The 24,686-nt window shown below is 69.1% G+C and carries 26 protein-coding genes; 21 read left to right on the forward strand and 5 right to left on the reverse strand.

Translation table 11 applies throughout. The features are described 5' to 3' along the window. Positions 1 to 30: 30 nt before the first annotated feature. The 13 genes from urtB (at position 31) to ABDJ85_RS03155 (ending at position 12,345) form a co-directional block, all read left to right on the forward strand. Positions 31 to 945, forward strand: coding sequence for an urea ABC transporter permease subunit UrtB (gene urtB, locus ABDJ85_RS03095; RefSeq protein WP_347703267.1), 915 nt, complete (start codon positions 31 to 33; stop codon positions 943 to 945). 37 nt (positions 946 to 982) lie between these two features. After that, positions 983 to 2,197 carry an urea ABC transporter permease subunit UrtC gene (urtC, locus tag ABDJ85_RS03100; RefSeq protein ID WP_347703268.1) on the forward strand — a complete coding sequence of 405 codons (1,215 nt, stop codon included), beginning with the start codon at positions 983 to 985 and terminating at the stop codon, positions 2,195 to 2,197. A 20-nt stretch (positions 2,198 to 2,217) separates the two neighbouring features. Next, positions 2,218 to 2,961, forward strand: coding sequence for an urea ABC transporter ATP-binding protein UrtD (gene urtD, locus ABDJ85_RS03105; protein ID WP_347703269.1), 744 nt, complete (start codon positions 2,218 to 2,220; stop codon positions 2,959 to 2,961). Positions 2,962 to 3,138: 177 nt separating this feature from the next. Next, positions 3,139 to 3,828, forward strand: a complete 690-nt coding sequence (gene urtE, locus ABDJ85_RS03110; protein ID WP_347703270.1) for an urea ABC transporter ATP-binding subunit UrtE — start codon at positions 3,139 to 3,141, stop codon at positions 3,826 to 3,828. Positions 3,829 to 3,882: 54 nt separating this feature from the next. Then, positions 3,883 to 5,112: a formamidase gene (gene fmdA, locus ABDJ85_RS03115; protein WP_347703271.1), complete on the forward strand. Its 1,230-nt coding sequence runs from the start codon at positions 3,883 to 3,885 to the stop codon at positions 5,110 to 5,112. A gap of 19 nt (positions 5,113 to 5,131) precedes the next feature. Then, positions 5,132 to 5,473, forward strand: coding sequence for an FmdB family zinc ribbon protein (locus tag ABDJ85_RS03120; RefSeq protein ID WP_347703272.1), 342 nt, complete (start codon positions 5,132 to 5,134; stop codon positions 5,471 to 5,473). A gap of 265 nt (positions 5,474 to 5,738) precedes the next feature. Further along, a complete protein-coding gene (locus ABDJ85_RS03125) occupies positions 5,739 to 6,023 on the forward strand; it encodes a YkgJ family cysteine cluster protein (RefSeq protein WP_347703273.1) in 285 nt (94 codons plus the stop codon). 123 nt (positions 6,024 to 6,146) lie between these two features. Beyond that, positions 6,147 to 7,358, forward strand: a complete 1,212-nt coding sequence (locus ABDJ85_RS03130; RefSeq protein WP_347703274.1) for a DUF418 domain-containing protein — start codon at positions 6,147 to 6,149, stop codon at positions 7,356 to 7,358. Between the two features lie 65 nt (positions 7,359 to 7,423). After that, positions 7,424 to 8,929 carry a M64 family metallopeptidase gene (locus tag ABDJ85_RS03135; protein WP_347703275.1) on the forward strand — a complete coding sequence of 502 codons (1,506 nt, stop codon included), beginning with the start codon at positions 7,424 to 7,426 and terminating at the stop codon, positions 8,927 to 8,929. Further along, the gene (locus ABDJ85_RS03140) at positions 8,926 to 9,396 is read left to right on the forward strand and encodes a hypothetical protein (protein ID WP_347703276.1); all 471 of its coding nucleotides are present in this window, start codon (positions 8,926 to 8,928) and stop codon (positions 9,394 to 9,396) included. Before ABDJ85_RS03135 ends, ABDJ85_RS03140 begins: the two co-directional genes overlap by 4 nt. Before the next feature lie 76 nt (positions 9,397 to 9,472). Beyond that, the gene (locus ABDJ85_RS03145) at positions 9,473 to 10,978 is read left to right on the forward strand and encodes a M64 family metallopeptidase (protein ID WP_347703277.1); all 1,506 of its coding nucleotides are present in this window, start codon (positions 9,473 to 9,475) and stop codon (positions 10,976 to 10,978) included. 14 nt (positions 10,979 to 10,992) lie between these two features. Then, positions 10,993 to 11,451, forward strand: coding sequence for a hypothetical protein (locus tag ABDJ85_RS03150; protein ID WP_347703278.1), 459 nt, complete (start codon positions 10,993 to 10,995; stop codon positions 11,449 to 11,451). Between the two features lie 63 nt (positions 11,452 to 11,514). Further along, a complete protein-coding gene (locus ABDJ85_RS03155) occupies positions 11,515 to 12,345 on the forward strand; it encodes an alpha/beta fold hydrolase (RefSeq protein WP_347703279.1) in 831 nt (276 codons plus the stop codon). A 9-nt stretch (positions 12,346 to 12,354) separates the two neighbouring features. Here the strand turns inward: ABDJ85_RS03155 and ABDJ85_RS03160 are convergent, their stop codons facing one another. Both ABDJ85_RS03160 and ABDJ85_RS03165 read right to left on the reverse strand, forming a co-directional pair. After that, entirely contained in the window at positions 12,355 to 13,818 is a 1,464-nt protein-coding gene (locus tag ABDJ85_RS03160) for an SH3 domain-containing protein (RefSeq protein ID WP_347703280.1), read from the reverse strand. Beyond that, positions 13,815 to 15,053: an SPFH domain-containing protein gene (locus tag ABDJ85_RS03165; protein WP_347703281.1), complete on the reverse strand. Its 1,239-nt coding sequence runs from the start codon at positions 15,051 to 15,053 to the stop codon at positions 13,815 to 13,817. The genes ABDJ85_RS03160 and ABDJ85_RS03165 overlap by 4 nt, the downstream gene beginning before the upstream one ends. A gap of 126 nt (positions 15,054 to 15,179) precedes the next feature. On the opposite strand from ABDJ85_RS03165, the gene ABDJ85_RS03170 reads away from it, so the two are divergent. From ABDJ85_RS03170 to ABDJ85_RS03185, 4 genes are all read left to right on the forward strand, one after another. Beyond that, on the forward strand, positions 15,180 to 15,860 hold the full coding sequence (locus ABDJ85_RS03170) for a response regulator transcription factor (RefSeq protein WP_347703282.1): 681 nt from the start codon (positions 15,180 to 15,182) through the stop codon (positions 15,858 to 15,860). Continuing rightward, positions 15,848 to 17,836, forward strand: coding sequence for a sensor histidine kinase (locus tag ABDJ85_RS03175; RefSeq protein ID WP_347703283.1), 1,989 nt, complete (start codon positions 15,848 to 15,850; stop codon positions 17,834 to 17,836). The genes ABDJ85_RS03170 and ABDJ85_RS03175 overlap by 13 nt, the downstream gene beginning before the upstream one ends. A 62-nt stretch (positions 17,837 to 17,898) precedes the next feature. Then, entirely contained in the window at positions 17,899 to 18,315 is a 417-nt protein-coding gene (locus ABDJ85_RS03180; RefSeq protein ID WP_347703284.1) for a MarR family winged helix-turn-helix transcriptional regulator, read from the forward strand. A 99-nt stretch (positions 18,316 to 18,414) separates the two neighbouring features. Beyond that, positions 18,415 to 18,813 (forward strand): tautomerase family protein, encoded by a 399-nt coding sequence (locus tag ABDJ85_RS03185; protein ID WP_347703285.1) that lies wholly within the window; start codon positions 18,415 to 18,417, stop codon positions 18,811 to 18,813. 1 nt (position 18,814) lies between these two features. On the opposite strand, the gene ABDJ85_RS03190 is transcribed toward ABDJ85_RS03185, so the two are convergent. Continuing rightward, positions 18,815 to 20,227: an FAD-binding oxidoreductase gene (locus tag ABDJ85_RS03190; protein WP_347703286.1), complete on the reverse strand. Its 1,413-nt coding sequence runs from the start codon at positions 20,225 to 20,227 to the stop codon at positions 18,815 to 18,817. A gap of 82 nt (positions 20,228 to 20,309) precedes the next feature. On the opposite strand from ABDJ85_RS03190, the gene ABDJ85_RS03195 reads away from it, so the two are divergent. Beyond that, positions 20,310 to 20,531: a hypothetical protein gene (locus ABDJ85_RS03195; protein WP_347703287.1), complete on the forward strand. Its 222-nt coding sequence runs from the start codon at positions 20,310 to 20,312 to the stop codon at positions 20,529 to 20,531. A gap of 4 nt (positions 20,532 to 20,535) precedes the next feature. Here ABDJ85_RS03195 and ABDJ85_RS03200 read toward each other — a convergent pair whose 3' ends face one another. Beyond that, complete coding sequence (locus ABDJ85_RS03200) at positions 20,536 to 21,648, reverse strand: helix-turn-helix transcriptional regulator (RefSeq protein WP_347703288.1); 1,113 nt, start codon at positions 21,646 to 21,648, stop codon at positions 20,536 to 20,538. Positions 21,649 to 21,859: 211 nt separating this feature from the next. Here ABDJ85_RS03200 and ABDJ85_RS03205 point away from each other — a divergent pair, with 211 nt between their 5' ends. From ABDJ85_RS03205 to ABDJ85_RS03215, 3 genes are read left to right on the forward strand one after another with little or no spacing between them, the layout of a single operon-like run. Further along, positions 21,860 to 22,630, forward strand: a complete 771-nt coding sequence (locus ABDJ85_RS03205) for a hypothetical protein (protein WP_347703289.1) — start codon at positions 21,860 to 21,862, stop codon at positions 22,628 to 22,630. A 53-nt stretch (positions 22,631 to 22,683) separates the two neighbouring features. After that, the gene (locus tag ABDJ85_RS03210; protein ID WP_347703290.1) at positions 22,684 to 23,265 is read left to right on the forward strand and encodes a cob(I)yrinic acid a,c-diamide adenosyltransferase; all 582 of its coding nucleotides are present in this window, start codon (positions 22,684 to 22,686) and stop codon (positions 23,263 to 23,265) included. A 5-nt stretch (positions 23,266 to 23,270) separates the two neighbouring features. Continuing rightward, positions 23,271 to 23,564: a hypothetical protein gene (locus tag ABDJ85_RS03215; RefSeq protein WP_347703291.1), complete on the forward strand. Its 294-nt coding sequence runs from the start codon at positions 23,271 to 23,273 to the stop codon at positions 23,562 to 23,564. A gap of 126 nt (positions 23,565 to 23,690) precedes the next feature. Here the strand turns inward: ABDJ85_RS03215 and ABDJ85_RS03220 are convergent, their stop codons facing one another. Then, positions 23,691 to 24,677 (reverse strand): helix-turn-helix transcriptional regulator, encoded by a 987-nt coding sequence (locus tag ABDJ85_RS03220; RefSeq protein ID WP_347703292.1) that lies wholly within the window; start codon positions 24,675 to 24,677, stop codon positions 23,691 to 23,693. Positions 24,678 to 24,686: the final 9 nt, after the last annotated feature.

A 24,686-nucleotide genomic window follows, 5' to 3' on the forward strand; every position in this document is an offset into this window, starting at 1 on the left:
CGCTCGCACCACGCTCGACGAGGCCCCGCCATGGAACTCTCCGACATGCTCAACATCGCCCTGATGCAGGGCTTCGCCGGGATCAGCCTGTTCTCGGTGCTGCTGCTGATGGGTCTGGGGCTGGCCATCATCTTTGGCCAGATGGGCGTGATCAACATGGCGCATGGCGAGTTCATGGCCATTGGCGCCTACACCGTCTTCCTCGGCTCCACGCTGACGGAGAAGTTCGCGCCCTCGCTGATGCAGGCCTACTTCCCCTTCGCCATCGCGGCGGCCTTTGTGCTGGCCTTTGCTGCGGGCTGGCTGGCTGAGTGGGCGCTGATCCGCCACCTCTACAAGCGGCCGCTCGACACCCTGCTTGCCACCTGGGGCCTGAGCCTCGCGCTGCAGCAGTGCTTCCGCACCTTCATCAGCCCCAAGGAGGTCAGCCCCACGCTGCCGGAGTGGCTGATGGGCTCCTGGGCGCCCAAGGAGGGCCTCGACATCCCCATCAACGGCATGTTCGTGCTGGCCCTCACCGCCCTCGTCACCGGCGGCGTGATGCTGGCCCTCTACAAGAGCCGCTGGGGCCTGCGCGTGCGGGCCACGGTGAGCAACCGCCCCATGGCCAATGCCATCGGCATCAACACCAAGCGGACCGACCGCCTCACTTTCGCCATCGGCTGCGGCATCGCCGGCGTGGCGGGCGCGGCCTTCACCACCATCGGCTCCACCGGGCCCACCAGCGGCTCGCTCTACATCGTGGACGCCTTCCTGGTGGTCACCTTCGGCGGCGCGGCCAGCTTGCTCGGCACCGTGGCCTCGGCCTTCGGCATCGCCCAGGCGCAGTCCATCAGCGAGTTCTTCATGACCGGCTCCATGGCCAAGGTCCTGACCCTGAGCCTGATCGTGCTGATTTTGATGATGCGCCCCCAAGGCCTCTTCGCCGCCAAGGTCCGCAAATGAAGGCCGCCCCCTTTCTCGTCTCCCGGAGTTGTTGCCCATGAACGCCCTCAAGTCCTGGCTTCGCCAGCCCTCGATCGGCGCGCTGATCGCCCTGGCGCTGTTGCTGCTCGTCGTCTTCCCCGCCGTGCTCGACGTGTTCCGCCTCAACATGGTGGGCAAGTACCTGTCCTACGCCTTCGTGGCCGTGGGCCTGGTGGTGCTGTGGGGCTGGGGCGGTGTGCTGTCGCTCGGCCAGGGCGTGTTCTTCGGCCTTGGCGGCTACGCCATGGCCATGTTCCTCAAGCTGGAGGCCAGCGACCCCGAGACCACCAAGATCCAGAGCACGCCGGGCATCCCCGACTTCATGGACTGGAACCAGATCACCGCCCTGCCCAGCTTGTGGCTGCCCTTCAAGAGCCTGCCTGCCTCGCTGCTGGCCGTGGTGCTGGTGCCCACGCTGCTGGCCTTCCTGATCAGCTTTGCGATGTTCAAGCGCCGTGTGGGCGGCGTGTACTTCGCCATCATCACGCAGGCCGTCGCCCTCATCCTGACCGTGCTCATCATTGGCCAGCAGGGCTACACGGGCGGCGTCAACGGCATCACCGACCTCAAGACCCTGCTCGGCTGGGACATCCGCACCGACGGCGCCCGGGTGCTGCTGTACTACGTCTGCGCGCTCACCCTGCTGGCCTCCATCGCCGTGGGCCTGTGGATGCAGCGCAGCAAGTTCGGCACCTTGCTGCTTGCCATGCGCGACAAGGAAGACCGCGTGCGCTTCTCGGGCTATGACGTGGCCATGTTCAAGGTCGCGGCCTTCTGCCTGGCTGCTGCCATCGCGGGCGTCGGCGGCGCGATGTTCACGCTGCAGGTCGGCTTCATGTCGCCCACATTCGTCGGCATCGTGCCCTCGATCGAGATGGTCATCTACGCCGCCGTCGGGGGCCGCGCCAGCCTGGTGGGCGCGGTGGTCGGCACCTTGCTCGTCAACGCCGGCAAGACCCTGTTCTCCGAGACCTTCCCCGACCTCTGGCTCTTCCTCATGGCCGCGCTCTTCATCGGCGTGACCATGGCCTTCCCTGAAGGCCTGGCCGGCCTGGTCACGAACAAGCTGCTGCCCGCCTGGCAGCGCTTCCGGGCCCGTCGCAGCAGCCCCGCTGCGGGCGAACCCAAAGCGCCCCCACGCCACGCACCGGCCGTCTCGGCTGCCACGGCCGCCACAGCAAGCACCGCCACGCCCTCGCTGCCCGGCCACGCCGTGGGCGGCGGTGCCTGAGTCACTGACAGGAGCACGCCATGGCCGCCACCGAATTCGCCCTCTACATCGAAGACCTCAGCGTCTCCTTCGATGGCTTCAAGGCCATCGACAGCCTCAACCTCTACATCGACAAGAACGAGCTGCGCGTCATCATCGGCCCCAACGGCGCCGGCAAGACCACCTTGCTCGACCTCATCTGCGGCCGCACCCGCGCCACGCAGGGCAGCATCAAGTTCAAGGACGAAGAGCTCACCCGCCTGCCCGAGTACGCCCGTGTGCGCCGCGGCATCGGGCGCAAGTTCCAGACGCCCTCCATCTACGAGAACCTCAGCGTCTTCAAGAACCTCGAGGTCTCCTTCCCCGCCGGCCGCTCGGTGCTGGGCTCGCTGTTCTTCAAATGCACCGACGAGGTCCTGGCCCGCGTGCAGGTGGTGGCCGAGGAGATTGGCCTCGCTGACAAGCTCGACACCGAGGCCGGCCTCTTGAGCCACGGGCAAAAGCAGTGGCTGGAGATCGGCATGTTGCTGATGCAGGAGCCCGAGCTCCTGATGCTCGACGAGCCCATTGCCGGCATGAGCGCCCGCGAGCGCGAGCTGACCGCCGAGCTGCTCAAGCGCATCTGCAAGAACCGCTCGGTCATCGTCATCGAACACGACATGGCCTTCGTCGCCCAGATCGCGCACAAGGTGACCGTCATGCACCAGGGAAAGATCCTCGCCGAGGGCTCGATGGACAAGGTGCAGAACGACCCCAAGGTCATTGACGTCTACCTCGGCCACTGACATGAAGCCCCTCGCCCAGTCTTGCCCCGCTGAACGCGGGCCAGCCCGGTCGGTCCCCCGAGGGGACGGCGATGCGTGCGGCATTGAGCCGCACGCCCATCGCCCGACCGGGCCGGCTTGGGAGCGGCCCGGCGCTCGGCCCGCGATGACCAACACGCACCACAGAAGGACGCAGCCATGCTGAACGTGAAGGACCTCACCGTCGCCTATGGCCAGAGCGAGGCGCTGCATGGCCTGAGTTTTGAGGCGGCGCCCAAGGAGACCGTGGCCATCATGGGCCGCAACGGCATGGGCAAGACCACGCTGTTCAAGAGCCTGATGGGCCTGCTGCCTGCCAAGGGCGGCAGCATCCACGTGGCCGGCCAGGACGTGACCCGCGATGAAAGCTACCGCCGCGTGGCCAAGGGCATCGCCTATGTGCCGCAGGGCCGCATGATCTTCCCGACCCTGACGGTGGAAGAGAACATCCAGACCGGCCTGGAGAACGCCCGCGACAAGCGCATCCCCGACGACATCTATGCGCTCTTCCCGGTGCTCTTCGAGATGCGCCGCCGCAAGGGCGGCAACCTCTCCGGCGGCCAGCAGCAACAGCTCGCCATCGCCCGCGCGCTGGTGACCGACCCCAAGGTCCTGCTGCTCGACGAACCCACCGAGGGCATCCAGCCTTCCATCATCAAAGACATCGCCAAGGCGCTCAACGAGATCCGCAAGCTGCGCGAGATCACCATCGTCGTCTCCGAGCAGGTGCTGTCCTTTGCGCTCGACGTGGCCGACCGCCTCTTCGTCATCGAGGGCGGGCGCCTCGTGCACGAGACCTCGCGCGCCGACACCGATGCCGCCCGCATCAAGCAGTACCTCAGCGTCTGAGCGTCTCACCACCACCGCCCACCCTCCGACAACCTTCTCCCTAGGAGCCCCGCCATGCCTGAAACCCTGATCAAGGTCGACCTCAAACAGTCCCCCTACGAGAACGAGAAGATCCACAACCGCTGGCACCCCGACATCCCGATGGCCACCTGGGTCAAGCCCGGTGACGAGTTCATCCTCGAAACCTACGACTGGACCGGCGGCTACATCCAGAACAACGACTCGGCCGACGACGTGCGCGACGTCGACCTCTCCACCGTGCACTTCCTCTCCGGCCCCGTCGGCGTCAAGGGCGCCGAGCCCGGCGACCTGCTGGTGGTGGAGCTGCTCGACGTCGGCGCCAAGGACGACAGCCTCTGGGGCTTCAACGGCTTCTTCAGCAAGAAGAACGGCGGCGGCTTCCTGACCGAGCACTTCCCGCAGGCGCAGAAGTCGATCTGGGACTTCCACGGCCTCTTCACCACCAGCCGCCATGTCCCCAACGTCAAGTTCGCCGGCCTCATCCACCCGGGGCTGATCGGCTGCCTGCCCGACCCCAAGATGCTGGCCATGTGGAACGAGCGCGAGGTGGACTTCATCGCCACCCAGCCCGACCGCGTGCCCCCGCTGGCCAACCCGCCCTTTGCCAAGACCTCGCACCCCGGTTCCGCCAAGGGCGAGCTGGCCGCCAAGATCGGCGCTGAAGGCGCACGCACCGTGCCCCCGCGCGAGCACGGCGGCAACTGCGACATCAAGGACCTCTCGCGCGGCTCCAAGATCTACTTCCCGGTCTACGTGGACGGCGCCGGCCTCTCGGTGGGTGACCTGCACTTCAGCCAGGGCGACGGCGAGATCACCTTCTGCGGCGCCATCGAGATGGCCGGCTGGGTGCACATGAAGGTCGAGCTCATCAAGGGCGGCATGGCCAAGTACGGCGTCAAGAACCCCATCTTCAAGCCCAGCCCCATCACCCCGCAGTACAACGACTACCTGATCTTCGAGGGCATCTCGGTCGACGAGTACGGCAAGCAGCACTACCTCGACGTCCACGTCGCCTACCGCCAGGCCTGCCTCAACGCCATCGAGTACCTGACCAAGTTCGGCTACTCCAAGGCCCAGGCCTACGCCATCCTCGGCACCGCGCCCGTGCAGGGCCACATCAGCGGCGTCGTCGACATCCCCAATGCCTGCGCCACGCTCTGGCTGCCCACGCAGATCTTCGACTTCGACATCCGGCCCACGGCCAGCGGCCCCATCCAGGCCGTCAAGCAGGGCATCGAGATGCCGCTCTCGCCGGATCTCTGACGCCACCAGGAGCCGCCGCATGCCCACCTACGACTACGACTGCCCCAGCTGCGGCGGCTTCGAGGCCTTTCGCACCCTGGCCAACCGCAACGACCCCGCCAGCTGCCCTGACTGCGGCAGCGATGCGCCCCGCGTCTTCGTCAGCGCCCCGCGGCTGACCTGTCTACCCGGCGACACGCGCCGCGCCATGGACCTCAACGAACGCGCCCGCCACGAGCCGCAGCACTCCAGCAGCTACCAGCGCCTGCGCCACCCGTCCGGCTGCGGCTGCTGCTCCCCCACCAAGCGCACCGCCACCGTCACCGGCGCCAACGGCGCGAAAAGCTTCCCGAGCAAACGGCCCTGGATGATCAGCCATTGAACCTAGAAGCGGCAGTTGGCCGCTTGTCACTCATCGAAAGTCTCGCGCGGTCAACTTCTTGCGGCTGATGCGTCGTTCACCACTTCGGTGATCACCGCTGCCCGCCCGCTGGTCTGCCGCTTCGGGCCCCGGGCGGCGTTGTTCCTCCTGGTGGGCAACGAGCCCACTGCGTCGTCACGCCTTGCCCGGAGCCCGCTTCGACAGCCCCTCGGGCGCGCCCAACTGCCGTTTCTAGGTTGAAGGAGGCGCCTTGGACAATGCCGGGATGGCATCGTCCAGCGCCGCTCCCGCCTTTGCCTGCCGCCCCCGCTGCGCGGCCTGCTGCATCGCGCCCTCCATCAGCTCGGCCATCCCGGGCATGCCGGAGGGGAAGCCCGCCGGCGTGCGCTGCATCCAGCTTGACGACGAGGACCGCTGCAAGCTCTTCGGCCGCCCCGAGCGCCCCGCCGTCTGCCTCTCGCTGACTCCGCACGAGGACATGTGCGGCAGCTCGCGCGAGCAGGCGATGCGTTGGCTGGGGTGGATGGAAGACGAAACCCGGCCGCGCTGAAACGGGCCTCAGGCGCCACTCAGCCCCCGCTTCTCGCCGCCCGTCGCATCGCCTGGCTGGCCGCGCTGGGCCTGGTGGTAGCGTGCGCGCCTTGCCCATCGACTCAACCCCTTGCGCACCGCCATGGCCAACGCACCCTCCTCTAACGAACGCATCACCACCGTGGACGTGCTGCGCGGCTTTGCGCTGTTCGGCATCCTCTATGCCCACATGATCATGTGGTACACGGCCGGCCCGCTGCCGCAGGAGCTGATGGGGAAGTTCCAGGACATCTTCAGCGGCGTCGCCTTCGGGGTCTATGGCGTGTTCGTCATGGCCAAGTTCTTCTCGATCTTTTCCTTCCTGTTCGGGCTGAGCTTCTACATCCAGATCAACAGCCTGGCCCGGCGCGGCGACAACGTGGCGCTGCGCTTTGGCTGGCGCCTCGCGCTGCTGGGCGTGGTGGGCATCACCCACCACGCGCTCTGGCGTGGCGACATCCTCAGCATCTACGTGCCGCTGGGCTTCCTGCTGATCTTTGCGCGCCATCTCAGCAACAAGGCGCTGCTGATCCTCGGCGCCGTGCTGGTGCTGAACCTGCCCACCAAGCTCTTCGAGCTGGTGGCGCTGCTGCGCACCGGCAAGGCTGATTTCATCGCCAGCGACTACGTCTCCGAAGCCAACGCCTACTTCCACTTCGTCAAGGACAGCGGCTTTGTCGACATGCTGCTCGGCAACCTCGCCGCCCTGCCCACCAAGATCGACTACCAGCTCACCAGCGGCCGGCTTTGGATCACCTTCGGCTTCTTCCTGCTCGGCATGCTGGTCGGGCGCCTGGGCTGGTTCGAGCGCGCCGATAGCGACGCCATCGCCAAGCGCCTGTTCAAGCGCTCCTGGCAGGTGGCGCTGCTCTGCGTGGTGCTGGGTGCGGCCATCGGCGGCGCGGCCGTTGCCCTCGGCGCCAACATGCAAGAGAAGAGCTGGGCCTACTGGTGCAGCGAGTACGCCATTGACGCCTTCAACGCCGCCTTCACGGTGTTCTATATCTGCGGCATTGCGCTGCTGATGCACAAGCCCCGCTGGGCCCGCCGCCTGGCGCCGCTGGCCGACATCGGCAAGATGGCCCTGACCTCCTACCTGATGCAGACCCTCTTCGGCCTGCTGCTCTTCTATCAAGTCGGCCTCGCCCTCTTCCTCAAGACCTCGCCGGGCCTCAATGCGCTGATGTGCATCGGCATCTTTGCCTTCCAGGTCGTCTTCAGCCGCTGGTGGCTGAGCCGCTTCCACTACGGGCCGCTGGAGTGGCTGTGGCGCTCGGCCACCTTCTTCAAGTGGCAGCCGATGGTGAAGGTGTAAGCCCGGTGGGCTGTCTTGTGACACTGCGCCGTCGTATTCACAAAGCCATGTTGTCCCCGCTGCCGATGAAACCTCTGCTGCCCCGACGGCCCTCCCTCCACCCGGCCTGCTGGGGGCTGGCGATGCTGCTGGCCCTGTCCGCCTGCGGCGGCGGCGGCGGCTCGTCAGGCCCTACGACGACCATCACCACACCTGAGGTCCCGCGGGTGGACCCGCCGGTGGTGACGCCCGTGGTCAAGCCGCCGGTGATCGGCACGCTGGCCTGGCCCATGACCCTGGATGCCACGCACCCCGCGCAGATGAAGCTGCTGGCGACCGACCCCGACGGCGGCGCCATCACCTGGAGCGTGGTCTGCGGCGCGCGGCTTAAGTGCAAGCTCGAGGGCGACACCCTCAGCCTCGAAGTCGATGCCACCGCGCCCCTCGGGCAGAGCGGGGTCAAGATCACTGCCACCAATCCCAAGGGGCTGCGGGACCTCGCGGAGCGCAATGTGATCGTCTGGTCGCGCGCCGTGGCCAACCACCTGGGCAGCCTGGCGGGTGCGCCTGACCGTGCGGGCCTGCACCTGCTCATCCTGGGCGACGGCTTCACCGCCGCCGAGCAGCCGGTGTTCCATCAGGCCGCCTACGACATGCTGGCGAAGTTCGCCTCCCTGCCCGAGATTGCGGCCCACCTGGACGCCTGGAACATCCATGTCGGCGAGGTCGATGCGGCGGTCAGCGGCATCCCGCGCGCGGGCAACCACCCCCCGGTGCCACCGCCCTTGGGCAGCGAGCTCGGTTGCCAAGGCATCGTCCGCCTGCTGTGCCCCAACGCCGGCTTGGCCCTGCCCATGGCCGCCAAGCTGCTGCCGCACTACACGAAGGTGATGGTGATCGGGAACACGACCGACTACGCCGGCGCCGGTGGCGATGTCTCCACGGTTTCGCTCGCACCAGAAGCCCGCGACGTGGGCGTGCACGAGCTCGGCCACTCCTTTGCCGGCCTGGCCGACGAGTACACCGACCTGCAAATCAACTACCCCTACTACGAGGGCACCTTCCCCAACATCACCTCTTACGCCACGCGCGAGCAGGTGCCCTGGCGCGTGTGGATTGATGCGGCCAGACCCGTCCCGACCCCATTTCCTCCGCCCGATGACTTTGACGCTGTTGGGCTGTATCCCGGCGGCTACTACCGCGCCACCGGCTACTACCGGCCCACCATGGACAGCTTCATGTACTCCCTGGGCAAGAACATCGGCGCGGTCAACGGCGAAGCCTGGGCCCGCAACGTCTACTTGAAGGGCGGCGCGTGGTCCGCCGTCGAGCCGGCGTCTGGCACCACCCTGCAACGCAGCGCACAGCCTGCGGGCGGCTGGCTGTTCAAGGCCACCCCGCTGCTGGGCCCCAAGATCGTCGAGACGCGCTGGTATGTGAACGACATCGAACGCACCGACCTGCGCGGCGCCACGCAGCTGCGCCTGCTCAGCGCAGAACCCGCGACCGTGCGCGTGGACCTGGTCGATCTCACCGGCCGCGTGCGGCAGGACCAGGGCGTGGTGGCAGGCCGGGGCTGGAGCATTCAATGACGCGCGCCGCCTTCATCACCTTCACCGCCCTGCTGCTGGCCAGCAGCGCCCACGCCGCCGACGACTATGTGCTGCTCCAGCTGCGCGCCACCGCCGCCGGCCATGCACTGGTGGACGCCAAGCGCATCCAGGTGCCGCAGCTCCCGGGCGCTGGCCTCAACGCCTCCAGCGGGCCGCTGATCGACTGGCAGTTGCAAGACAGACAGGGCCGCACGCTGAGTGCCGGCACCGTCAGCGACCCGCGCCTGCTGCGCGCGCCCCTGGAGCCGGGTCGTGGCCACGAGATGGTCTGGCTGCCCGAGGCCGTCTATGTGCTGCGCCTGCCCGTGAATGCCGCCGCCACCGACCTGCGCCTGCGCGCCCGCACCAACCCCACGAGCGGCCCGCGCATCCAGGAGGCCAAGGAGCCGGCCACCACCACACTCAAGGTGGGTGCCTTGATGCAGCCCGCCACGCCGCCGCGTTGAGCGCGGCCTGAGGCGGTCGCGGCAGCTCACGCGCTAACGGTGCTATGTTGCGGGCCCCGCGTCGACGCTGCTGCTGATGAAGATGAAACCTCCGCTGCCCCGATGGCCCTCCCTCCCCCTGGCCTGCTGGGGGCTGGCCATGCTGCTGGCCCTGTCGGCCTGCGGCGGCGGCTCGTCAGGCCCCGCAACCACCACCACCACACCGGAGGTCCCACGGGTGGACCCGCCGGTGGTGACGCCCGTGGTCCTGCCGCCGGTGATCGGCACGCTGGCCTGGCCCCTGGCCCTGGATGCCACGCACCCCGCGCAGATGAAGCTGCTGGCGACCGACCCCGAGGGCGGCGCGATCACCTGGAGTGTGGTCTGCGGCACGCGGCTGAAGTGCAAGCTGGATGGCGACACCCTCAGCCTCGAAGTCGATACCGCCGCGCCTACCGGGCAGAGCGGGGTCCAGATCACGGCCACCAATCCCAAGGGGCTGCGGGACCTGGTGGAGCGCAATGTGATCATCTGGTCGCGCGCCATGAGCGGCCGCCTGGGCAGCCTGGCCGGCGCGCCTGACCGCGCCGGCCTGCACCTGCTGATCCTCGGCGACGGCTTCACCGCCGCCGAGCAGCCGGTGTTCCATCAGGCCGCCTACGAGCTGCTGATGAAATTCAACTCCCAGCCCGAGATTGCCGCCCACATGGACGCCTGGAACATCCATGTCGGCAACGTCGATGCGGCCGTCAGCGGCATCCCGCGCGCAGGCGTCCTGAACACCGTCGCGCCGCCCCTGGGCTCCGTGCTGGGTTGCCAAAACACGTCCCGCCTGCTGTGCCCCAACAGCGAGCTGGTCTTGCAGGTGGCGTCCCAGCTGCTGCCGCACTACACCATGGTCTTGGTGATCGGCAACACCACCGATTACGCCGGTGCCGGTGGCGTCGTCTCCACGGTCTCGCTAGCGCCCTCCGCGCGCGATATCGCGGTGCACGAGCTCGGCCACTCCTTTGCCGGTTTGGCCGACGAATACGTCGACGAGTACATCAACTACGCCTACGTCGAAGGCGCCTACCCCAACATCACCACCTTCTCGGCCCGCGAGCAGGTGCCCTGGCGCGTGTGGATCGACCCACAAACGCCGGTGCCCACCTCATTGCCTCCCCCTGAGACGCCCGACGCCGTCGGCCTGTTCTACGGCGGCTACTACCGCGCCGCCGGCTACTTCCGCCCCACCCTGGACAGCTTCATGCGCAACCTGGGCAGGAACTTCGGCGCGGTCAACGGCGAGGCCTGGGCGCGCAACGTCTATGCCCAGGGCGGCGCCTGGTCCGCCAGCGCGCCCGACACCAAGACACCCCTGCTGCGCACGGCCCAGCCGGCCGAAGGCTGGCTGTTCAAGGCCACGCCGCTGATGGGCCGCAAGATCGCCGAGACGCGCTGGTACGTGGGCGACACGGAACTCACCGACCAACGCGGCGCTACGCAGCTGCCGCTGTTCAGCGCGATCCCCGTCGTGGTCCGCGTGGACCTGGTCGACCTCACCGGCCGCGTGCGCCTGAACCAGGGCGTGGTGGCTTCGCTCAGCTGGAGCATCCAATGACACGGGAGCATTCAATGAAGCGCGCCGCCCTGGCCCTGACGGTCCTGCTCGTCGCCGGCAGCGCCCACGCGGCCGAGGACTATGTGTTGCTGCAACTGCGTGCTTCAAGCGCCGGGCACACGCTGCTAGACGCGCAGCGCATCAAGGTGCCCCAGCAGCCGGGTGGCGCCATGGACGCGTCGAGCGGCCCGCTGATCGACTGGCAGCTGCACGACGACCAGGGCCGCAAGCTGGCCCAAGGCAGCGTCAGCGACCCTCGCCTGCTGCGCGCGCCGCTGGAGCCAGGTCGTGGCCACGAGATGGTCTGGCTGCCCGAGGCCGTCTATGTGCTGCGCCTGCCCGTGACCGCCGCCGCCACCGACCTGCGCCTGCGCGCCCGCAACCAACCTTCGAGCGGCCCGCGCATCCAGCAGGCGGGCGAGCCCGTCACATCCAGCATCCCCATCGGCGCCTTGATGAAGCCGCCGCGCTGAGCGCGCCGCACCCACGGCATGACCAACGGCCAGGCACTGCGGGCCTGCGTAGATTGCATGGCCATGAACCGCCCCCTGCGCACCGCTCTCGCCGCCCTGGCCTCTGTGTTCGGAGGCCTGCTCGTCGGCTGCAGCAGCCTGCCGGATCGCCACAACGTGCAGGTCGGCGCCACCCCTATCGCCTACAGCCTGACCGGCCCCGCCAGCGCCACGCCGATCGTGGTGCTGCAGTCAGGCCTCGGCGATGGCATGGGCCCCTGGGCGGCCCTGGTCGAGCGGCTGTCGCCCGAGCTGCGCGTCTTTGCCTACGACCGGCCGGGCTATGGAGACAGCGGCGGTTTGCCTTCCGCTGCGCGCAGCCCCTGCGTCATCGCCACCGAGCTGCGCGAGACCCTGCGCGGTGCCGGCTTGGCGCCGCCCTATCTGTTGGTCGGCCACTCCATCGGCGGGCAATACCAGTTCGCCTTCGCGCGGCTGTTCCCGGGTGAAGTCGCCGGCCTGCTGCTGCTCGACCCCACCCATCCCGACCACTGGCCGCAGATGCAGCGCCGCGCCGCCGGCGTCGCCGCCATGGTCTCGGGCCTGCGCGCCGCCGCCTTCACCCCCGCCATGCGCGCCGAGTTCGACGCCCAAGGCAGCTGCCTGGAAGCGCCGCGCCGCCTGGCCGACGGCATCCCCACCCGCGTGCTGGCACGCACGCGCTACGCCCTCACCGAGACCGACGACTTCAAGGCCATGGCCCATGAGCTGGAGCAGGACTGGCTGCGCATCCTCCCAGGCAGCACCCTGCGCCGCGTGGAGGACGCCAGCCACTACATCCACAAGGACCAGCCCGCCGAAGTGGCCCGCGAGCTGCGGGCCATGGTCAAAGAAGCCCAGGCACAGCGGCGCTGACCCACCGCTTCACCGCGCCAGCGGCGAGCCTGCCTTCCAGGCCGCATCGGCCCCGCGCTGGAAGGCGCCCAGCAAACCCGCCTCGCCACTCCAGCGCTGCGGCGTGCCGTCCAGCTCGGGGCCATAGACCTCAAAGCGGCGCAGCAGCTTGCCGCCAGCCTCGGCCTCGCGGGCGACGAGGATCTGCCCGCCCTGGAAGCCAGCCAGCTCGGCCACTCCGAGGCCCGGCACTTCGGCACTGGGTGGCAGCACCTGCACGCTGCCGTCCTGCGCGATGCGCCAGAGCTCGGTCCAGCCGTCCAGCGGCTGCACGGCCACAAGCATGGCGCGGCCTCCGGGGCTGAGGCGCGCGCTGGCGGTGTGGATGAGGCCGTGGCTGCAGCGGCGCAGGCGCTCGGTCTTGCCGTCACGGTCCAGGCCGACCAGGCAGCTCTCGCCCGGACCACCGGCTTGCAGGCTGAGGCTCATGCCGCCCATGGCGGGCAGGGTGTGGGCGCCGGGCCTGGCCAGCCAGCGCATGGGCGCGATGCGAATCGCCGCCTCGCGCAGGGCCGGCGCGTCGTCCTCGGTCAGCTCGGCAGGGATGAGCTGGGTCCACGCCGCCAGGGCCTCGGTGGCCGCGCCGCGTGCTTCAGGGCTGGTGCGGCGCGCAAAGGCCACGCTGGCCTGCACGCCCGCGCGGCGCAGCAGCAGCCGGTTGCGTTGTTGGGGCGTCAGGGCCTGCAGGGCAATGCCATCCAGCCACTGCGCGCGGCGGATGTGCAGGGCCGGCAGCTCGATAGCTGGTGTGTCGGCAGCGATGCAATCGGGCCGCGTCAGCTGCAGCGCGGCCAGCACCTGCTGCGCGCTGCTGGCGGCCGGGTGCCCGCGCAGCAGGCGGGCAGGTTCCTCGGCAGGGCACAGCCACTGGCTGCCATCGGCCCGCGCCAGGCTGCGCAGCGGGTGGCCATAGCGCGCGGCCACCTCGGTGTGGGCGCTCGCTGCGGCCTGCTGGCTGCTCGACAAGCCCGGGCTGTTGGCCCGCGCGGCCAGGCGGTCTTGCAGGGTGACCAGGCCCTCCAGCAGCTCGGCGCCGCCAGGGCCGGCCAGCCAGGCGGGGCTGGCGCGCTCGACCAAAGCCGCCGCGAGGCCCAGGCCCAGTGCCTCGGCCCCGGGCTGCTGGCGCACCAGGCGCAATTGCGCAGCCAGCTCGGGCACGCTGGCGTCACCTTCGCCCAGCGGCATCACGGCCGCCTGGCGCACGTAGCCGCCGCGCTGGCGTTGCGGGTCCCACACCTGCAGCCAGTCGCCGCGCTGGCCGCGCAGCTCCAGCGCCTCGCCGCGCCACAGCGGCGTCAGCAATGGGGCGGCCTCCTTGGGTGCGGCGCGCAGGGCGGTTTGGTCCTGCAGCACGAGGCCCGTGCCTGCGTCGGCACGCACGCTGAGCACGGCACTGCCCAGCGCCACGGCCAAGGCGATCCAGGTGCGCTTCATTGCGTGCCCTCCTGCGGCTCAGCGCCTTCGGCTTGCACCGGCTCGGGCGTCCTGCCAGCGATGCTGGAGAGCAGCTGCCCCGAGGTCCCCGGGGGCGCGACGATGACCTGGATCTTGTCGCCCAGCTTGTCGATGAGCGCCTTTTGCACCAGCAGCGGGTGCTTGCTGATCAGGCGGCCTTCGCGCTCCATCTGCACGCCATTGACCTTGCCCAGCTCGGCCACGCGGTAGGCCTCGGCGTCGGCCAGCTTCTGGCGCGCCTTGGCCTCACCAGCGGCTTCGATCTGGCGGGCCTGCGCAGCGCCTTCCGCCAGCTTGATGCGCGACTGACGCTCGGCCTCGGCCTCCAGCTGGCGCTGCTCGATCTGGCGTTGCTTGAAGGGCAGCACATGCTTCATGGCCTCCTCCTGCGCGCGGGCGGCAATCACCTGCTCGCGCGCGGCAGCCTCGGCCTGGATCTCGCGGCGCTCACGCTCGGCCTGGGCGGCCAGGGCCGACTCGCGCACCTGCTTCTCACGCAGCTCGAGCGTGAAGCGCATCTTGTCGCTGGCCAGGCCTTCGGACAGCAGCGAGTCGAGGCCCTTGCGGTAGTCGGGCGGCAGGTCGATGGCGCCGAACTGCAGGTCCTTGAGGATCAGGCCCTCGGCCGCCAGCTTGGTGGTGAGCGCGGCTTGCACACGGCGCTGGATCTCGGCGCGCTGGGTGCTGAAGAGCTCGCGCACCGTGTGCTGCGAGACCTCGGCGTAGAGGATGCCCGCGAGTGCCGGCTCAACGAAGTCAGGGCCGATCTGGTCGGGCAGCTTGCGCGCCAAGGCCGGCAGCTGGCGGGCGTCCAACGCCACACGCAGGTTCACTTCCAGGCCCACCGAGAGGCCTTCCACGGTCTGCAGGGCCTGCGGGCTGCGGTAGCTGGCCAGGCGCGTGGCGCGAAGCAGCAGGTCACGCGCCGGCAGCTGGCGCGCGGTGTGGATGCCGGGCAGCACCCAGGCCGTGCCTTCGGGCAGCACATCCACGCCATCGGTCCAGGTGTTGCGGCGCACCAGCTGCTCACCACGCGGCACCTCCACGCGCTGATGCGACAGCCAGGTCAGGCCCACGCCGAGAACTGCCAACACCGCCAGCGGCACGGCCGCGCGGCGCAGCGGGGGCAGGGCCTCGGTCGTGAACCAGCGAGCGGCGCGCTCGCCAGGGGTCGGGGCTGTCGGGATGCTGGGGATGGTTTCCGGGGTGTCCATGGTGCGCCTCCTGAGGTCGCGGTGAAGGGGTGAGGCCACTGTCCCGCTCACCCCCAAGAGCACGCCATACCGGCCTCGGAAGCTTTCTTCCGCGTGCCGCCGCCAGCCGCCCCGTACCATGGCCGCATGCCCGTTCGCATCGCCGTCGTCGAGGACGACCCGCCCACCCGAGACCAGCTCGTCAGCTGGCTGCGCGCCGCGCGGCCCGATGCCCGCGTCGAGACCTTTGGTGACCGCGACAGCGCCGAAGCCGCGCTCACGCGCGAGCGCTTCGACCTCGTCACCCTCGACCTCGAACTCGGCCGCGAGCGCCATGCCGGCATCGCCCTCATCAACCTGCTCAACAAGCGCGGGCTGGGCACGCCGGTGCTGGTGGTGAGCGCCATGCCCGCCGCCGTCTACCGCTCCATCATGAAGGCGCTGGACGCCTGGGACTATTTGCAAAAGACCCAGTTCGACGAGGCCGAATTCATCGACACCGTGCTGGCCCTGCTGCGCCAGTCGGCCCCTGCGGCAGCCGTGGTGGACGACGCGCCCTCGCTCGACCCTCTGTGGCAGCGCAGCCCCTTGTGGCGCGGCCAGAAGCTCAACCTGCCACTCACCGCCCAGCGCATCCTCGCCGTGCTGCTGGAGCGGCGCGGCGAGGTGGTCAGCTACGAGCAGCTCTTCGACCTCGTCAAGACCGGCCGCAGCAAGGACAACGTGCGCAAGCACGTGGCCACCATCCGCGACGCGCTGCGCGAGATCGACCCCGGCTTTGAAGGCCTGGAGAACGTGCCGATGCGGGGCTTCCGGTGGACCGGCTGAGTCTTCCAAGGCTGCCCGTCGCGGCCTTCCTGCGCCGCACGCTGCTGCGCCTGGTCTTCCTGGGCCTGCTGGCGGGCAGCGCGCTCTTGGTGCTGCAGCTGCTGACCGAAGAACGCCAGCGCCTGCAGCGCGAGTACGAGGCCGGCTTCCTGGGCCGCCTCAATGTGATGGCCGAGCGCCTGCGCCACCCGGCCGGCCAGCTCGCCGTGCTCAACCTCGACCACCCCGCGCCCGACAACGCGGGCGCCGCCCCACTGCGCCTGCCGCTCGGCGCCATCGACTTTGACGACCCCAGCAAGGCCGAGCGCGCCGTGGAGCTGACGGCCTGCGGCGACCCCTGTCTGGCCGTGGGCCAGCGCGCCAGTGCCGGGGCCTTTGTCTACGCCACCGCCCACCTGCCGCTGGCCGCCCTGCAAGGCCGCGCGCCGGGCCAGACCGTGCTGGAGGACGTGCACCGCCTGGTCGTCACTTTGAGCCAAGGTGGCCGCGCCCAGCGCTGGCTGGCGCCGCTGGAGCTGCTGTCCCCGGAGCGCGGCCAGTGGGCCGGCTTCGTCACCGAGGCCGACAGCCTCGACCGCCGCGCCCGGCCCGACCGCGACTTCCGCGGCTGGCTCTGGCAGGGCGCCTGCGTCACCGAAGGGGCCACGCAACCCTGCGAACGCCACAGCCTGCTGTCCCTGCGCATCCCTGTGGACGCCTGGCGCGACGCCGCCCGCCAGGGCCAGGCCTGGCCGCCGGCCGACCTCACTCAGCTGCGCGTGCGCGTGCAGCTGCTGGGCCCGGGCGAGCTGCGCCTCTTCGACAGCCTCACCACCCCGCCCGCCAGCCCCGCCCTGAACAGCCTGCTCGACGGCCTGCACGCCGGCGAGCGCCTCAGCCTCTGGCGCGGCAGCACCCGCCGCGCGCACTGGACCCAGCAAGCCGCGCCCGAAGCCGCCACCGCCCTGCCGTGGGTCACCCGCCTGATCCGCCGACTGCCCGCCGCCCGCCTGCAAGGCCCGCTGCAAGCCGAGGCCCGATTGCCCGGCGGCGAACGCCTGCAGCTACAAGGCGACCTGGCCCTGGTGGACGCCCAGCTCGCCGCCACCGTCACGCGCTACTCGGCCTACTTTGCCGCGCTGGCCGGGGCGATTGCGCTGGCCTGGCTGATCGTCGAGATCGGCCTGCTGCGCCGCATGGCCCTGCTCACGCGCCGCGCCAATGCGCTCAAGCAGCAGCTGCAAGCCGCGCCCGACCAGCTGCCCCCGCTCGACGTGGCCGACCTGCGCGGGCCCGACGAGCTCGGCATCCTGGCCGCCACCTTGGCCGAGCTGCTGGCCCGTGCGCGCGACCACCTGCGCGCCGAGCAACTGCGCGCCCACCAGGAGCGCGAGCAATGGCAGGCCGTGGGCCACGAAATCATGAGCCCGCTGCAGTCCCTGCTGGCCCTGCACGGCCGCGAGGGGGACGCCAGCCGCCGGTATCTCGAGCGCATGCAGGCCGCGTTGCAACTTCTGTATGGCCAGGCCTCGGTCAGCGAGGCGGTGGCCCAGGCCAGCGCCCAGCGCGAGCGGCTCGACCTCGCCGCCTTCCTGCGCGAGGTGGCTGCCAACGCGCCCTATGCCGGCATCGAGAACGTGCAGGCCCTGGGCTGCGAGGCGCCCTGTGAAGTGCTCGCCGACCCGCTCAAGCTGGAGGACGCGCTGACCCACTTGCTCACCAACGCCCAGCGCTACCGCGTGCCCGGCACGCCCATCAGCTTGCAGCTCTCAGCCACCGACGCGCAGGCCTGCATCGAGGTGCGCAACCAGGGCCCCACCATCGCCCCCGAGCGCCTGGCCACGCTCTTCGAGCTGGGCACCAGCGACGCCGGCAGCCAGCAGCAGCGCGGCCAGGGCCTCTTCGTGGCGCGCGGCTACCTGGCCAAGATGGGCGGCGCCATCGCGGTGCGCAACGAGCTTGACGGCGTCTGCTTCAGCTTGACGCTGCCGCGCTGAGGCCCGGCCGCCGCCCCCCGAAATTGGTTGCACATGCAACCAATCGAGTGCATACTGCGCCCATGTTCGACGCCTGCCTCTACTTCAACACCGCCGCGCTGGCCCGCCGGCTGGAGCGGCTGTGGGCCGAGGCCTTTGCGCCCTTCGACCTCACGCCGCCCCAGGCCTTCATGCTGCGGGCGCTGCTGCGCGAGCCTGGGCAGTTGCAGGGCCAGCTGGCCAAGGGCATGGCCATCTCGCGGCCCACGGCCACGCGGGCGCTGGACGGCCTGGAGGCCAAGGGCCTGGTCACGCGCAGCCCCTCCAGCGCTGACGGCCGCGAGACTGTGCTGCACCCCACGCCCGAGGCCGAGCGCCTGCGCTCCGCCCTGGACGAAGCCAGCGGCCTCGTCACCGCCCAGCTGCGCGCCGTGCTGAGCGACGCCACCTTCGACACCACCGTCGGCCAGATCCGCACGGTGCGCCAGGCGCTCGACTGAGCGCGCGGCCCGCCCCTCTCCTCCATCCCAGACAAAGCCCAACCCCCTCACCACCCCCAAATAGTTGCATTGCTAACCATCAACCCAAAGGAGCCCACCATGCCCATCCTCAACGTCAAGCTCTCATCGCCCGCCTCGGTGTCCCTCAGCCGCAAGGTGGCCGACACGCTCTCGGCCCTCTCGACCCGGCTGCTGGGCAAGGACCCGCGTGTCACGTCCATCGCCATCGACTTCGTCTCGCCCGCCCACTGGTACATCGGCGGCAAGCCGCTGTCGGAGCAAGGGGTCGAGAGCTTTTTCTTCGACATCCGCATCACCGACGAGACCAACACCAAGGCCGAGAAGGCCGCCTTTGTGGCCGAGGCCTATGCGGCGCTATGCCAGCTGCTCGGGCCCGTGCACGAGGAGAGCTATATCCACGTGCACGACGTGCGCGCGGCCAGCTATGGCTATGGCGGACGCACCCAGGAGTGGCGCTACCAGCACCCGGCGGCTTGAGTCAGGGCTGCGTTGCAAACACCTTGCCCGGGTTGAAGAGGCCTTGCGGGTCCAGCGCCGCCTTCACCGCGCGCATCATGGCCACGGCCTCTTCGCCGGTTTCATCCACCAGGAAGCCCTGCTTGTGCAGGCCGATGCCGTGCTCGCCCGTGCAGGTGCCGCCCAGGCGCAGCGCGCGCGCCACCATCTGCTGGCTCAAGCGCTCGGCGGTCTCACGCTCCTCGGGCTTGGCAGGGTCGAGCAGGTAGGCGAGGTGGAAGTTGCCGTCGCCCACGTGGCCGACGATGAAGTAGGGCAGGCCGGCCGCGTCAGCCTCGGCCACCGAGACATTGATGCTCTCGGCCAGGCGCGAGATGGGCACGCAGGTGTCGGTCGTGATCGAGCGGCAGCCGGGCCGCGTCTGCAAGGCCGAGAAGTAGGCGTGGTGCCGCGCCGCCCAGAGCCGCGTGCGGGCCTCGGGCGTGGTGGCCCATTCAAAGGCCTCGCCGCCGTGCTCGCTGGCCAGCTCTTGCACCGTGGCGGCCTGCTCGGCCACGCTGCCCTCGGTGCCGTGGAACTCCATCAGCAGCATCGGCGCCTCGCGCAAACCGAGCTTGTCGTGCAGGTTGACTGCGCGGATGGCATTGGCATCCAGCAGCTCGCAGCGCGCGATGGGCACGCCCATCTGGATCACCTGCATCGCCGTCTGCACGGCCGCGTCGATGCTCGGGAAGAAGCAGATCGCCGCCGACACCGCCTGCGGTAGCGGGTAGAGCTTGAGCGTCAGCTCGGTGATCACGCCCAGCGTGCCCTCGCTGCCCACCAGCAGCCGGGTCAAGTCGTAACCGGCGCTGCTCTTCTTGGCACGCGAGCCAGTGCGCACCACCTCGCCGCGCGCGTTCACAAAGCGCAGGCCCAGCACGTTCTCGCGCATGGTCCCGTAGCGGACGGCATTGGTGCCGCTGGCCCGCGTGGCCGCCATGCCGCCGAGGCTGGCATCGGCGCCCGGGTCGATGGGGAAGAACAGGCCCTCGTGCTTGATCGCCTCGTTCAGCTGCTTGCGCGTGATGCCGGGCTGCACGGTCACCGTCAGGTCCTCGGCATTGAGGCTGACCAGGGCGTTCATGCGGTTCACGTCCAGGCTGATGCCGCCACGCACGGCCAGCAAATGCCCCTCCAGCGACGAGCCCGCGCCGAACGGGATCACCGGCACCTGGTGGGCCGCCGCCTGCTGCACGACAAAGGCCACCTCGGCCTCGTTCTCGGCAAACACCACGGCCTGGGGCGGTGGCACGTCGAAGATGGACTCGTCCCGCCCATGCTGCTCGCGCACGGCCAGGGCGGTGGAGCAGCGGGCACCAAAACGCTCGGTCAGCGCGGCGAGCAAGGCCGCCGGCATGGCCGGGGGCGCAAAACGTGGGTCGGGCGCGTTCATGGGCTGATCTCCGTCAAAGCCGCACGATTGTCGGCCGCCACGCATCGTGCCAGCATGGGCTATAGCCCCCAAGGAGACCGCCATGAACACCTGGACCTGGCTTGCGCTGCTGCTCGTTGTCGTCGTCTTTGCGGCGACCGTGCTGCGCTTTGACGTGCTGCTGGCCCGCTGGCGCGAGCTCAACCCACCGCCCGCGCCGCTGGACTCAAGCGGCGGCCAGACACCACCCCACGGCGAAGGCATGCACCCCCACGCCGCGCCGGTGCAGCGCCCGGCTATCCACCGCTCGGGCAAGCGACACTGAGCGCTCACGTGTCCGTGAGCATCCATCGCTGGTCAATGCGCTCACACAGCGCCCCGACCGAATTGACCTCCATGCTGCGGTAGAGCTTACGCACGTGATCAACGACGGTAGAGGGCGAGACACCAAGCAGCCGGGCCAACTCCTTGTGCCGTAACCCGCCATAGAGGCCCTGCGCCACGCGAATCTGACCGGGCGTCAACGCCCACTCCCGAAGCACCCGCACCAAGCCCCACTCCTGGGGCTCCAAACGCCGCAGACTCAGAAGCAAAACCTCGGTTGACGACTCAGCACGGGCACCGCCCGCACCCGCGAGCGCACGACCCTCCAGGCGCCAGTGGCCCGCCGAGGTTTCCAAATCGACCCGCTGCGGCGCGTCCGACCAAGACCACTGGCCCTGCGGCTGCAAGCGCTCAAGAGCCTGCTTGACGATCACCTGCCAGGGTTGCCGGACGGAACGGGCATTGAGCCCGTGCAGGGCCGACACCAAGGCTCCGGCAAAGCCCGCCGTACTGAAAAGCAACTGCCCACCCAGCTCCAGCAGGGCCGTGTGCGGCGCCTCCCGTGCCGGACGCATGGGCACCAGGTCCCTGCAGTGCTGCGCCAACTGCAAGCCATGAGCCACCCAGGGCAAAGCCTGCGCCAGACGCGCCTCATCGTCAGGCCCAAAGGTCGGATCCCCAGAGCTCCGGTACAACACCAGCGACCCCAACAGCCGGTTGTGGCCGTCTCGCACCACCCCCTCAATGCGTGAATGCAACCCCTGAGGACGCCAGATCTCCCGGTAGAGCGCTGACTCATAGAAGCCTCGCTGGCTCAAGGCCCCGGCGCTCCGTACACCGGCCGGGGTCGAGCGCAAGCTCTCAAAGGCAGGCATGGTCTCAACTTCCCGTCGGTTGTGGAACTCCTCGAAGTAGAGCCGGGCCACGTCGAGATCGACGGGGCCTTCGAAGAAGTAGGTCAACAGGCGCCCTTGCTCGTCGGTCACATCCAGCAAGTTGCGCGCGCTCGGAACCCAGTCATGCAGCGCCTCCAGCAAGGCTGGCGCAAATTGCGGCAGCGCCAGCCCACGGCAACAGAGTTCCTTGAGTGTGGTGAAGGCGGCAACAGCGTTGGCCATGCCGCACATCTTGCGCATCAAGACGGCCCGTGTGATCCACAGCTTTGGCGAGCCCGGCGCGATTCAACCCCCTCGCGAGGGGGCGATGCCGCTGCGCGATGCGCCTAGTCTGAGCGTCAGATCATGTCCCTCAACGCCATGCAAACCACCATGCCCGCTCGGGGCGAGGAGAACCTGTATGCATAACCGTCACTTCCTAACCCTCGGACGCATGATGGCGGCCACAACGCTTGCTGCCGCGCTGGCCCCTGCACGGGCTGCGGATGAACCCGGCAAGCGCACCACCGAGGTTCCCACCCTGTTCAGCGTGGGGGATCGCCTCCGCCTCAAGTCCAACGCCACGGACTTCAAGCTCGGCGAAGCCACCGCCAATGCGCCAGCCGGCACCTGCCTGCGCATCACCGCCATCAGCGCCGACAAGACCGTGACCCATGTGATACGCGAGAGCGACGACATGCCTCTGGGGTCGAAGTGCCATTCCCACAAGCACAGCTTGGAGCTAAAGACTGACAGCAACACCGACCTGAAGGATGCCGAAATCTATGTCGTCCCGACGGCCACCCTCGAAGCATCGGCCCATACGCGCTACGGCTGGGTCTACGGCCCAATGGTGGTGCCCTTCAAATACTTCATGCACGACCACAGCATTGAGCCCTCACAGTCGCTGGGCATGTACCTCGGCTACCGCATCAGCACTTTCAACCGCGGGATCAGCCTGGTCGGCACTGCGGGTGCAGCGACCATGAAGGTCTCGACCGTGGTCGACTCCACCGACCCCGCCAAGCCGGGCAAGACCACAAAGGAGAACTCCATCCTGGGTTACAGCATGGCTGCTGGCGTGCTGGTGGACATCACGCGCGAAGCGAAACCCTTCGTGGCGGGGCTGCTGATCGGCAAAGACTTTGTCGGCAGCAACAGCGCTCTGCCCTATGTGCATGACCGTCGGTGGTGGATGGCATTCCAGCTAGGCTGGAACCTCTGACCCCAAGCCAGCTTGTTGGGAGAATGGGCCGTTTCCACGGCTCGTCTTCCACCATGGCACACCGCCTCTCCGCCATCGCCACCCGCACCGGGGACGATGGCACCACCGGCCTGGCTGATGGCCGCCGCGTCCCCAAGGACGATTTGCGCATCCAGGCCATCGGCGATGCCGACGAGCTGAACTCCAACCTCGGCGTGCTGCTGGCCGAGCCTTTGCCGCAGGGCGTGCGCGAGCTGCTCGTCACCATCCAGCACGACCTCTTCAACCTCGGCGGCGAGCTGGCCATGCCCGGCTACGAACTGCTCAAGGACGATGCCCTGCTGCGCCTGGACCAGGCGCTGGAAGACCACAACGCCGCCCTGCCCCGGCTCAAGGAATTCATCTTGCCCGCCGGCACCCGCAGCAGCTCCATCGCTCACGTCTGCCGCACCGTCGCGCGCCGCGCCGAACGCAGCGTGGTGACGCTCGGCGGCGCCGAGGACGTGCGCCCCGCCGTGCGCCACTACCTGAACCGCCTCTCCGACCTGCTCTTCGTCCTGGCCCGCGTGCTCAACCGCGCCAACCTGGATGGGCTAGGGGGGGACGACGTGTACTGGCAGAGTGAGCGGCTGAAGCGAATGGAGGCGGAGGACTGACCGACATGTGGAAGTACCTAGGTATCGTCATCGTTTTGCCGGCCTACTACTTCGTAGACCTCAAGTACGGACCGATCGGCTTCTACAGGCTGCATGGCTGTCTCTTCACGACCGCCGCCATTTGGTGTGGCTTCGCGCGTGAACTACCCGTCCGCATGGGCAACGTGGAAGTCGGCAGATTGCGTGGTTGGCACAAGGCCTGGGCTGTCGTTCCTGGCGTCTTGCTCGGTGTCGCGTTGGTTGTCTATGCACCGGGCATCACCTGCTCGCAGGCGAAGTACAAGCACCTCTGCAAGTGAGCCGGCTGATCAAGCAAACACCAGCCCCAGCCGCCCCACCGCAAAGCGCAACGTGGTGCCGCCCGGCTTGTCGACGCGGCTGTCCAGGCGGTCCTCCTGGAAACCCGCTTGCGCCTCCCTAAGGTCTTAGGCTGCTAGGCCGGCCACTGCCGTCCGCAGCCGCTGCGCGAAGGCCTTGCGCAGCGCTGCCGGAGCCAGCACCTCCACCTGCCCCGCATGGCGCAGCAGGTCCATCAGCAGCTCGCGGTCGTCCACATAGGGCAGGCTGAGGCGCAGGCGGCCGTCGGGTAGGGCCTCGGTGGTCTGGGCCGGGTGCCATTCCTCGCGCGCCACATAGGCGGCTGCCTCGGCGGAGAACAACAGTTCGGCCTGCTGGGGCGTGCCACCGGCAAAGATGCCGTAGCCGCGGTCGAGCTCGGCCTCCAGGGTCTTGAGCGCGATGGGCTTGGCGGCCTGGTCGAGCAGCTCGGCGGTCTCGATGCCATCGAGGGCAAAGCGCCGGAAGCCGTCGCTCGCGTGGCACCAGGCGTCCAGGTACCAAGCGTTGCGGTGGTGCACCAGACGCTGGGGCGAGACCTCGCGCTCACTCACCCGATTCGCCGCTTCTTTGCTGCCCGCCTTGCGGTAGCGGATTCGCAGCCGCTTGCGCTGCACCACGGCGCTGCCCACGGTTTCGAAGCAATCGCTCTGCAAGCGCCGCCGCGCGGTGGCGATGAGCTTGACGCGCCGGGTCAACTCACGCGCCTCGTCGGCGTCCACGCCCAGCATGCGGGTGATCTTGTCGAACATGGGCTGCAGGTGGCGGCCCACCACGCCGCCGTCGTCCAGACTGGCCAGCATGTGCTGCATGGTGAGCAAGGCATGTAGCTCGGCCTCGTTGAACCAGACGCCGGGCAGCTCATGCGCGGCGCCGCGCCATTGCTGGCCGAAGCGGTAGCCATTGCTGCTGGCGTCGTACTCGATGGGCGCCCCCATGCGGTCGCGCAGGTATTGCAGGTCGCGCTTGAGCGTGGCGGGCGAGACCTCCAGGGTGGCAATCAACTCCGCAAAGCTGACGCTGCCGCGCAGGCGGATCAGGTGTTCGATCTTGTAGAAACGTTCGGTGCGATCCATGGTTTTCCC

The organism is Roseateles paludis (assembly GCF_039872745.1).
Classification (GTDB): domain Bacteria; phylum Pseudomonadota; class Gammaproteobacteria; order Burkholderiales; family Burkholderiaceae_C; genus Pelomonas; species Pelomonas paludis.